This window comes from Streptomyces sp. CLV115, from assembly GCF_038448545.1.
GTDB lineage: Bacteria > Actinomycetota > Actinomycetes > Streptomycetales > Streptomycetaceae > Streptomyces > Streptomyces sanglieri.
Window position 1 is genome coordinate 1 of sequence record NZ_JBCEWQ010000226.1, and the last position, 10,184, is coordinate 10,184.

Sequence of the window (10,184 nt, forward strand, 5' to 3'; positions counted from 1 at the left end):
GGGCGGCCTGGTGGGCGGGCTGCTCGGCTCTCCCGGCGGCCGATGCGGCTGGGGTGGATCCGTCGGCCGAGGCATAGGTGATACCGGCGGCAAGGACCGCGGCGCTGACTACGCCGGCGGCCGCGGTGAAGGTACGCGAGGGCATGGCACTTCTCTCCGTCTCAGAAACGCCGACCGGACGGCCGACCTGCGGCGAACGTACCGAGGGGTCACATACCTGTCATTTCGGACAAGTCCAGAGCGTGATGCCACAGGACCGGTCGGGTAGAAAGAGGGTGTTCGACGCATATCCACACGGCTGTGGCTGTTGTGACTGTGCCGCCGGTAGAGCCGCCGACGCTGCCACTGCCACTGCCCGGAAGCCGGGCGCTCCGGCCCCCGGGCGGGCTGTCGGCCCCGGGCCGGGCGTCAGCAGTTGCGGACCGACCAGACGGGGCTCCAGCCGAGGGAGCTCTGCTCGCGGGCGGTGCTCTTCCTCAGCACGTTGCCGCTGCTTCCGTAGAACGTGGCAACCGTGCCCTTGGTCTGGTTGTTGTCGAAGAAGCCGTCGCCCTCGAAGTTGGACAGGGAGTACTTGTTGCAGGTCTTGAGGGAGTACACCTTCCACTGGTTCTTGGTGTAGTCCCACACGCTCAGGCACAGGTTCTCGTACCCGCACTGCGAGGGCGTTCCGTCGGGGTAGTACTTGTACGGCGCGGCCGGCGAGATGGACGGCGAGACCGCAGCGATGCGACTCGTCGGCGTGTCGGCCTGGGCGGGCACGGCGACAGCGCCCATGGCGATCACCGAGGCCAGCGCGGTGGCTGCGCCGAGTGCGGAGTATTTGACGCGCATCTGGGTGAACTCCTCTTGTTGGCGGCCGATTCGACGGCCGGCTCCTGTGCGGTTCCCCAGCAGTCTGTGGCGGCGGAAGAACGGTGCGCGCGTCGTTTTGGGCCCAGCCAAATCGTTGGTGCGCACCGTGCGGAAGAGGTCCGGGAGGCAGCGGTATCAGCAGCCGTCGAGCAGGCGGCGGCCCAGCGGAGTCGCCGTGTGCCGGACCCGTTTGCCGTCCCGGCGGCTCGCGACGAGCCCGCCCTCCCGCAGTACGGCCAGCTGCTGGCTGACGCTCGGCAGGGACAGCCCGGTCGCGTCGGCGAGTTCGGACGTGGTGCCGCAGGTACGCACGGCGGCCTCGTACAGGAGCGCGGCGCGGGCCGGGCCCAGTAATCGGGCCAGTGAGGCCGGGGAGGTGCCCGGCAGGGTGGTGGTCCGGTCGACCGGGTGGATGAGCACCGGACGCAACCCGTCGTCCGCCAGGGTGATCGGCTGCCGCCAGCAGAAGTACGACGGGACCAGGAGCAGCCCTCGGCCCTCCAGGTACAGATCGCGCTCCACGGGATAGCCGACGGTCAGCACGGGCGGCTCCCACACCGCCATCGGCCGCAGGCTCTCCAGCAGCGCCCGTGTCCCGCCGTCCACCAGTGCGCGGGTGCGCAGGGCGGTGTCCGCCGTCGTGGCGGCGCCGATGTGGTTCCACAGCGGCGCGATGAACTCCTGGTGGTACGTGCGCAGGTTGCCGCCCAGGGCGGTCAGGGCCGTGACCTCGCCCCGGGCCAGCTCCGTACCCGCCCACGGCCGGCCGCCGCCCGCCGTCAGCAGGGCGAGTTCGTCGCGCAGTCGGTGTTTCGGGGTGGCGAGCACCCGGTCGATGCCCGAGCGGAGGTCGTCGGGGCCGTCCTCGGCGGGCGGGGTGAGGAAGTCCGGGAAGTAGGCGGCGCGCGGCACCAGACTGCGCAGCGCCGACGCCGCGTCCCGGGCCGGCCCGCCCCGGCGGAGGAGTCCGCGTGCCGCCTGCCGCCACGGGTCGAAGGCCAGGGCCCCCTCGGGGTTCTGGAGGCGGCACAGACTGCAGACGATCTCCCACAGCGGGTCGGGACGGCGCGCGATGCGCACGTTCTCCAGATCTCCGCCCGTGAAGTGGATACGCAGCATGGCTTCCCCCCGTTGGCCACCGACGATCGGCAGAGATCCTGGCACGCGGGGGACTCCGGTCCACGGCGGCGCGACGGAAGGGCAGACCGGCAGACCGACGGGACGACGGGACGACGGGGTGCCGCAACAACAGAACGGCCGGGCGTCCCCGTGTCAGGGGATGCCCGGCCGTTGCGTTCGGCTCGCCGTTGTCAGCGGGCGACCGCCTTGGTCGCCCTGCTGGTGGCGGAGCCACTGGCGTGGCCCGTGCGGCGGGCGGTCACCTTCACCGTGATCTTCTTGCCGCGCTGGGCGGACTTGAGGGTCAGCGAGGACTTGGTCGCACCCGAGATCGCCTTGCCGTTGGCGTACCACTGGTAGGCGTACGAGGTCGGGGCGGGCGTCCAGCTGCCCTTCGCCGCCTTGAGGGTGCGGCCCACCTTCGCGGTGCCGGAGATCGTGGGCTGCTTGGTGGCCTTGGGCGCGCTGCCCGTGGCGACCTTCACCGAGGCGGGCGTCGTGGAACCGTCGGCGTGACCGGTGCGGTGGGCCGTGACGGTGACCGTGACGTACTTGCCGAGCAGCGAGGCCGGGACGGTGTACGTGGACGAGGTCGCGCCACTGATCGCCTTGCCGTCGGCCTTCCACTGGTAGCCGTAGGAGGTCGCGGCGGGTGTCCAGCTGCCGCCCGTGGTGGTCAGCCTGGCGCCCACCTTCACGGTGCCGGTGATCTTCGGGGCGGTCGTCACCCTGGGCGCCGCGCCCTTGACGACGGTGAGCGCCGCCGAGGCGGCCGGGACGTCCGCCGTGCCGGTGTGGCGGGCCGTGACGGTGACGCCGATCTTCTTGCCGAGCAGCGAGACCGGGACGGTGTAGCCGGACGAGGTCGCGCCGGTGATCGGCTGCCCGTCGGCGTTCCACTGGTAGGTGTACGACGTCGGGGCGGGGGCCCAGGTGCCGGGGGACGCGGTGAGGTGGTCGCCGACGCGGGCGGTGGTGCCGATCGACGGCACCGCGCTGTTGCGGAGCGGAGCCGGGGTGATGGTGAAGTCACCCTTGAGGTATTGGGTTCCGCCGTGCGTGATGACGCTCAGCCCCCAGGTGCCCTCGGTCTCGCCGGTCAGGTCGAGCTCGGCGGTCAGCGTGCGGCGGTCGGGCGAGACCGCGACGGTGGTCGCCTCGATCCGCCGGCCGAGGACGCTCAGCACGACGCGGTCGTCCTGGTGCAGGGCGGTGCCGGTGACCGTGACCGTCGTCCTCGTGCCGGAGACGCCGGTGGTCGGGGCGACCTTGGTGACGGCCACCCGCTCCAGGCCGCAGAGCCCCGAGCAGACCGCCTCGGCCTTGTACGAGGTCTTCGACGCGTTCTCCGGCAGGGAGAGGACCAGGATGCTCGGGGTGAGCTCCCTGGAGTACTGCTCGATCACCGAGCACGAGTAGCCGCCGGGGGTGCCGTACACGCAGCCGTTGTCGAGGCTCGGGTCGTACAGCGCGGGCACCGCCGTTTCGGTGGCGCCGGTCGTGTCGCTGATCTCCATCTTGAAGCGGTCGCTGTACGCGGTGGGCAGCGCGGCGCAGACGGCGGTGTGGTCCTCGTCGAGGGTGCCGGTGATGGGGCCGTACCCGTAGGCGATGCTCGCGACCTTCTCGCACTCGGCGGCCGGTCCGTCCGGGCCCGCGATGCGCAGGGCGTCGAAACGGTACGAGTCGGGGGCCTTCAGCGTCGCGGGGACGGTGACCATGACCTGGTAGTGGGTGGAGCCGGTGACGGCGCACGCCCGGTTCTTGTTGCACAGGGCGGTGCCGTCGGCGCCGTACACGACGACGTTGGCGGCGCCGAGCGGGTCGCGGACGTCGATGTGCAGGGTGTCCTTGGCGTCGGCGGTGGTGACCTGGCGGCAGCGCAGCTCGCCGGGGGCGCCCATGGTGCCGCCGGTGGACGGGCCGCCGGGCTTCGTCGCCGGGTTCGCGGCGCAGCCCTTGGCCGTCGTGGTGACGTCGCGGCGGGCCAGGACGTATTCGGCGGGGGCGTCGCGGCCGGTGACCAGCACGGTGTGGGCGACGCCCGGGGTCAGTGCGCAGGTCGTCCAGGAGGAGGTGGAGGCGCGGGCCGAGCAGATCTGTTTGCCCTGGATGTCCAGGACGGTGAACTGGGCGAGCGACGTGGTGCCGGGTGCGGCCCGGAGCTGGATGTTCTCCCGGGTGCTGTGGTCGTCTGCCGGAATGCTCAGGCAGCGCGAGAAGACACCGTCGCCGGTGGTGACGCGGGCGGTGGGGCCGGTCTCGGTGAAGTCGCCCGCCGGGAAGGCCGGGCAGTCGCCCGCCGCGTCGGTGCGGTGCAGGACGAGCGTGTACGGGCCGGTCGGCTTCGACTCGCTGGTGTTGGAGACCAGCGCCCGGAAGGGGGCCTTGCCGGTGAGTCCGCAGGTGCCGTCGGTGAGGCGGGACGGGTCGCAGCGCTGGATGCCGTCGGCGTCGACGACCGTCACGTCCGGGTGGGGCGCGGGCCCGTAGAGAGGCTCCAGCGCAGCCAGCCGGGCGTTCTCGGGAAGCGGCAGGGACAGGCAGTCGATCTCGCCGCCGACGGAGAACTCGGAACGGTGCACGCCGAGTTCGACCGGCTCGCAGCCGGTGGTGGCGGCCCGGTCGATGACGAGGGTGGCGGCGTCGGTGAAGACGGTGTATTCACCGGCCGCGGGCAGGGTGCAGGTGTCCCAGGTGGCGCAGGCGGTTCTGCCGTCCCGGTCGTACACCGCGAGCGCGGACCGTGCGCCGTCGTGGACGGCGTACGCGTCGTAGCGGCCGGCGGCCGGGGCGGTGAAGGTCCGGCAGCCGTGGGCCGGATCGGCGGCCGTGGGGCCGGAGTTGTAGCCGTTCAGCGCGGGGTGGATGCAGCCGGCCGGGTCGGAGATGCGGCGGACGGCGAGGGTGTACTCGGCGGGGAAGCCGTTCTCGGCCTCGCTGACCTGCGAGAGGACCCGGTAGGGGCCGTCACCGGGCAGTACGCAGCCGTCGCTGCCGTCCTCGTTGGGGTACGGGCAGATCCGGGCGCCGGTCTCGTCGGTGATCCAGGACAGGCTCTGGCCGTACGCGGTCGTCCGGATGGTGTTGGTGATCCGCTCCCCCGGCCTGCCGGTGAAGAGCTGGCACTGGACGGCGGTCGGCCCGGCGGCCGAGCCGACGACGGGGGCGGTGTCCCAGGACGTGCCGATCGCGGGTGCGCAGCCCTCGGTGGTGGCGAGGGGGACGACGGCGACGGTGGGCCTGCTCGTCTCGGACCAGTCGTTGAACAGCCGGAGCGTGAACTCGCCCGAGCGGGGCAGCCGGCACCAGCCGGCGCCCCACTTGGGGTCGTGGCAGTCGATCTCCGTGTCGCCGTCGTGGACGGAGGCGTACGTGCTGCCGTTGGCGCCGCCGACGACCAGGACCTTGTGCAGTCCGGCGGCCTTCGCGGTGAACGTGAAGCAGGCCGTGGTGTCGCCCGGGATCGTCGGCCTGCCCTCGGCCGGGGCGGCCTCGCCGAAGCCGGAGAGCGGCAGGACGGCACAGTCCTCGTCGGCCGCCGTCGCCGCAGCCGCGGCCTCGGGGGCGTACGCCTGCGCGGCCCCTGCCGGAATCAGCAGCGAGAGCAGGACCGACAGTGCGAGCAACAGCGCGGCGTACGCCGCCGGTCTCCCAGATCTGGGCGATCTCGCCGCCGTGCGTGGGTGGCTGGGCATTCCGTTCCCCCCGGACCGGTGAAGTGTGCGCCCGAGCCGGGACCCCACGAGCGGCGCACGCACGCTGGACGGCTGGACACAAGCGATATGTGTGCGACTCGTAAAGAAGATCGCACACGATGATCGCACATGTGTCCGGGGTTGCTACTTGCTCAGCACCGCCTTCATCACACTCTTCGCGATCGGCGCGCCCAGCCGGCCACCGGAGATGTCCGACCGGGAGATGTCCATGTCCGTCGGGTCGATGAACACCGCGACCGCCACCGACTTCCCGCCGGCCTTGCCGTACGAGACGAACCAGCCGTACGGCACCTCGTCGTTCACATTGACGCCGCGCTGCGCCGTACCGGTCTTGCCGCCGACCGTGACGCCGTCGATCAGGGCACGCTGGGCACTGCCCTCCTTGGCCGTGAACTCCATCATTTCCTGGACCTTCTTCGCGGTCTCCGAGGAAACGGCCTGGCTCTTGAGCTTCGGCTCGTTCTTCTCCAGGACCGACAGGTCGGGGCCGCGCAGCTCGTCGACGATGTACGGCTGCATCAGCTTGCCGTCGTTGGCGAGGGCGGCGGTCACCATCGCCATCTGCATCGGCGTACTGGTGAGGCTGCCCTGCCCCATGCCCGTCAGCGCGGTGCCGGGCTTGTCCAGCTTCTCCGGGTAGAGGCTCTTGGTGGCGAGCATGTCGCCGAACTCCTCGGAGTAGACATCGGCGTTGAAGCCGAACTTCTCCGCGGTCTCACGCATCTTCTCGTCGCCGACCTTGGACGCCGCGTCGAGGAAGACGTTGTTGCAGGAGTACTGCATCGCGGTCTTCATGGACGCCTTGTTGCACACCGCGTCGCCGGCCTCGCTGCCGATCTTGTTCGTGGAGAGCGGCAGGGGGTACGGGGAGACGGCGTCGGTCCGGGCGTCGACATCGGAGACCACGCCGTTCTCCAGGGCCGCGGCCGCCGTGAGGATCTTGAACGTCGAGCCGGGCGGGAAGGTCTCCCGCAGCGGGCGGTTGGCCAGCGGCTTGCTCTTGTCCTTGACGAGCGCCTGGAACTTGTCGCCCTCCTTGAACGAGTTCCCCGCGAAGACGGACGGATCGTACGAGGGCGTCGAGACGAGAGCCAGGACCTTCCCCGTCTCCGGCTCCAGCGCGACGACCGCGCCGCGCGCCTTGAGGTCGGTCAGCCCCTTGTAGCCGGCCTTCTGCGCCTTCGGGTCGATCGTGGTGATCACGGAACCGCCACGCCGCGGCTCGCCGGTGATGACGTCCTTGGCGTGCCGGAACGCGAACCGGTCGTCCTGACCGCTGAGGATGCTGTCGTACGTCTTCTCCAACAGGGACATGCCCTGCGCCTGCGAGGCGTATCCGGTGACGGGGGCGTACATCGGACCCTCCTTGAAGGTCCGCCGGTACTTGAAGTCCGTCCCTTCGACCGCCTTGGAACCGGTGACCGCGTCGCTGCCCACGATGATGTCGCCGCGCGGGGTGGCGAACTGGGCGATCTTCACCCGGCGGTTGTTCTCGTGGTTGGCCAGGGGCTCGCTCTTGACGTACTGGATCCAGTTCGCCCGCACCAGCAGCGCCATCACCAGCAGCCCGCAAAATATGGCTATGTGCCGCAACGGCCTGTTCATCGTCGATCCACTCCCGTGCTCGCGCGTGCGTGATCCTCAACTGAGAAAGATACCGATTGCGGCCAAATGGTTGCACTCACAACCAACCCAGCGCCGCAGCCCGAGCCCGCCGAGCGCGCTGCCACGGCAGCGGGCCCGACGCCTCGGACTCACCACAGCCGTGGGGCACAACTGCGACAAATGCCACCGACCTGTACTCGGGCACCCGAGCACCCGGGCACCGGCCGCATCGGCTTCCGCCACCTGTCCGGCCGCGCACCTCTCCGGCCGACCCGGCCGGCACCCGCCCCACCGTCAGAGGTACTCCGCGTACCCGTCCAGTGTCCGCAGTACCTCCGCCTCGCCGGCCGGGGGCAGTTGCAGGACGACCTCCTCGATGCCCAGGTCCGCGTAGTGCGTCAGCTTGCCCGCGCTCGGGAGGACCGCGTACGGGACGATCCGGAGGTGCTTCGGGTCGCGGCCCGCCGCGTCCCAGGCCGCACGGAGCGTCGGGACCGACTCGGTCAGGCCGCGGCCGCCGATGGGGAGCCAGCCGTCGGCGTACTCGGCGATGTGGGAGAACAGCTTCGGGCCCGCCGCGCCGCCGATCAGGGTGCGGGGGCCGTTCACCGGACCGCGAGGCCGCCGGACCGGCTTCGGGTACGCGTGGCTGGCCCGGACCGAGCCGAACTCGCCTTCGTACGCGGTGGGTTCGTCCGCCCACAGGGCCCGCATCTGGGCCATCCGGTCGCGGACCAGGTCGCGGCGGGCCGGCCAGTCCACGCCGTGGTCGGCGGCCTCCTCCACGTTCCAGCCGTAGCCGATGCCCAGCGTGAAGCGGCCGCCGGAGAGGTGGTCCAGGGTGGCGATCTGCTTGGCCAGGCCGATCGGGTCGTGCTGGGCGACGAGCGTGATGCCGGTGCCCAGGGTCAGGCGCTCGGTCACGGCGGCGGCCTGGGCGAGCGCGACGAAGGGGTCCAGGGTGCGGCCGTACTCGGGCGGGAGTTCGCCGCCGGCCGGGTAGGGGGTGTCCCTGCTCACCGGGATGTGGGTGTGTTCGGGCAGGTAGAGCCCTGCGAAGCCGCGCTGTTCGAGCTCGCGGGCGAGCCGCAGCGGCGTGATCGTTTCGTCGGTGAGGAAGATCGTTGTGCCGATCCGCATACGAGGACACCTCCGTCGTGATCCGGTGAGGGCCCCAACGTATGCCGTCGCGTGCCGTGCGGTCCGGTCCATCGGCGTTCTTCCGTAGTTCATCGGGTGCCGTCAGGGTTCGGGGGCGGGACCCGTTGCCACTCACGACACCCGGGGAGCCATTCGCATGTCCGTATCGCATTCCGCTCACGGCCACCCGATGGCCAGGCGCGGCCTTCTCGTCGGGACGGCCGCCACCGCTCTAACGTTGGGCACTGTGAGCTTCGCCGACGCCGACGCCGGCCCGGACCGGACCAGGACCGTGCGCGGCACCCTGCCGACCGGGTCGCCGGACTTCGTGTACCTGCCGGTCGAAGTACCGCGCGGGGTACGGGAGATAGCCGTCTCGTACGTGTACGGGAGGACTCCCGTGCCGGCCGGGACGCAGGGCAACGCCCTCGACATCGGCATCTTCGACGAGCGCGGCACCGAACCGGGCGGGCGCGGGTTCCGCGGGTGGTCCGGCGGGGCGCGCGCGAGCTTCTTCATCCGGGCGGACGAGGCGACGCCCGGCTACATCGCGGGGCCGGTGCGGGCCGGTACGTGGAACATCGCGCTCGGTCCGTACACCGTCGCCCCCGAGGGGCTGCCGTACGAGGTGACGGTCACCCTGCGGTTCGGGCCCACCGGGCCGACGCCGGAGCCGGTGTATCCGCCGGAGCGCGCGAAGGGGCGCGGCCGGGCCTGGTACCGGGGGGACTGCCATCTGCACTCCGTGCACTCGGACGGCAGGCGCACCCCCGCCGAGATCGCCGCCGCCGCCCGCGCGGCCGGGCTCGACTTCATCAACAGCAGCGAGCACAACACGTACTCCGCGCACGGGGCGTGGGGCGGGCTGTGGGGCGACGACCTGCTCGTCCTCACCGGCGAGGAGATCACCACCCGCAACGGGCATGTGCTCGCGGTGGCCACCGATCCGGGCACGTTCGTGGACTGGCGCTACCGGGCCCGCGACAACCGGTTCGGGCACTACGCGAAGGCCGTGCGCCGGGCCGGTGGCCTGGTCGTGCCCGCCCACCCGCACGCCACCTGCATCGGCTGCCACTGGAAGTTCGGCTTCGGCGAGGCGGACGCGGTGGAGGTGTGGAACGGGGCGTACACCCCGGAGGACGAGATCGCCCTCGCCGAGTGGGACAACTCCCTGGTCGCCGCCGTCCGTTGGGCCAAGCCGTGGGTTCCGGCGATGGGCAGCAGCGACGCGCACCGGGAGCCTGACCGGGTGGGGCTGCCGCAGACCGTCGTGCTGGCCGACGAGCTGTCGCGCGAGGCGATCGTGGCCGGGATCCGGGCCGGGCACTCGTACGTCGCGGAGTCGTCCGCGCTCACGCTGTCCTTCGGCGTCTTCGGCGGGCGCGGGCTGCACGCCGGGATCGGTGAGCGGCTGCGGGTGGACGGGGACGACACCCCGGTCACCGTGCGGCTTGAGGTGACCGGGGCGCCCGGCTGCACGGCGCACTTCGTCACCGACCAGGGCACGCTGTTCACGGCCGGGCTGCCCGAGTCGGGCACGGGGACGGTCCAATGGCGCACCACGCCGGCCCACGCCGCCTACGTACGGGCCGAGGTCCGGCATCCGGCGGCGGTGCCGGGGCTGCCGGGCGCACTGGCCGCGCTCACCAATCCGGTCTTCCCGGAAGGGCGCTGAACACTCGGGCGCTCACCACTGCCCGGTCCGGGAGAGAAAGAGGGAGGGGGAGAGGGGGAGAGGGCTGGGAG

General features: G+C 71.6%; 6 protein-coding genes. 1 reads left to right on the forward strand and 5 read right to left on the reverse strand.

From position 1 onward, the window contains the following. Positions 1 to 408 precede the first annotated feature (408 nt). From AADR41_RS39210 to AADR41_RS39230, 5 genes are all read right to left on the reverse strand, one after another. Positions 409 to 834, reverse strand: a complete 426-nt coding sequence (locus AADR41_RS39210; protein WP_342287013.1) for a hypothetical protein — start codon at positions 832 to 834, stop codon at positions 409 to 411. Between the two features lie 156 nt (positions 835 to 990). Then, positions 991 to 1,974, reverse strand: coding sequence for an ArsR/SmtB family transcription factor (locus AADR41_RS39215; RefSeq protein ID WP_342287014.1), 984 nt, complete (start codon positions 1,972 to 1,974; stop codon positions 991 to 993). 191 nt (positions 1,975 to 2,165) lie between these two features. Further along, positions 2,166 to 5,672 (reverse strand): hypothetical protein, encoded by a 3,507-nt coding sequence (locus tag AADR41_RS39220; protein ID WP_342287015.1) that lies wholly within the window; start codon positions 5,670 to 5,672, stop codon positions 2,166 to 2,168. Positions 5,673 to 5,816: 144 nt separating this feature from the next. Then, positions 5,817 to 7,298 carry a peptidoglycan D,D-transpeptidase FtsI family protein gene (locus AADR41_RS39225; protein ID WP_342287016.1) on the reverse strand — a complete coding sequence of 494 codons (1,482 nt, stop codon included), beginning with the start codon at positions 7,296 to 7,298 and terminating at the stop codon, positions 5,817 to 5,819. Positions 7,299 to 7,592: 294 nt separating this feature from the next. After that, complete coding sequence (locus AADR41_RS39230; protein ID WP_342287017.1) at positions 7,593 to 8,438, reverse strand: LLM class F420-dependent oxidoreductase; 846 nt, start codon at positions 8,436 to 8,438, stop codon at positions 7,593 to 7,595. A 190-nt stretch (positions 8,439 to 8,628) separates the two neighbouring features. Here AADR41_RS39230 and AADR41_RS39235 point away from each other — a divergent pair, with 190 nt between their 5' ends. Further along, a complete protein-coding gene (locus AADR41_RS39235; protein ID WP_446751191.1) occupies positions 8,629 to 10,113 on the forward strand; it encodes a CehA/McbA family metallohydrolase in 1,485 nt (494 codons plus the stop codon). Positions 10,114 to 10,184: the final 71 nt, after the last annotated feature.

Excerpts from the sequence above, each read along its gene's own strand:
- AADR41_RS39210 (WP_342287013.1), bottom strand. The coding sequence starts at position 834 with ATGCGCGTCAAATACTCCGCACTCGGCGCAGCCACCGCGCTGGCCTCG.
- AADR41_RS39215 (WP_342287014.1), bottom strand. The coding sequence starts at position 1,974 with ATGCTGCGTATCCACTTCACGGGCGGAGATCTGGAGAACGTGCGCATC.
- AADR41_RS39220 (WP_342287015.1), bottom strand. The coding sequence starts at position 5,672 with ATGCCCAGCCACCCACGCACGGCGGCGAGATCGCCCAGATCTGGGAGA.
- AADR41_RS39225 (WP_342287016.1), bottom strand. The coding sequence starts at position 7,298 with ATGAACAGGCCGTTGCGGCACATAGCCATATTTTGCGGGCTGCTGGTG.
- AADR41_RS39230 (WP_342287017.1), bottom strand. The coding sequence starts at position 8,438 with ATGCGGATCGGCACAACGATCTTCCTCACCGACGAAACGATCACGCCG.
- AADR41_RS39235 (WP_446751191.1), top strand. The coding sequence starts at position 8,629 with ATGGCCAGGCGCGGCCTTCTCGTCGGGACGGCCGCCACCGCTCTAACG.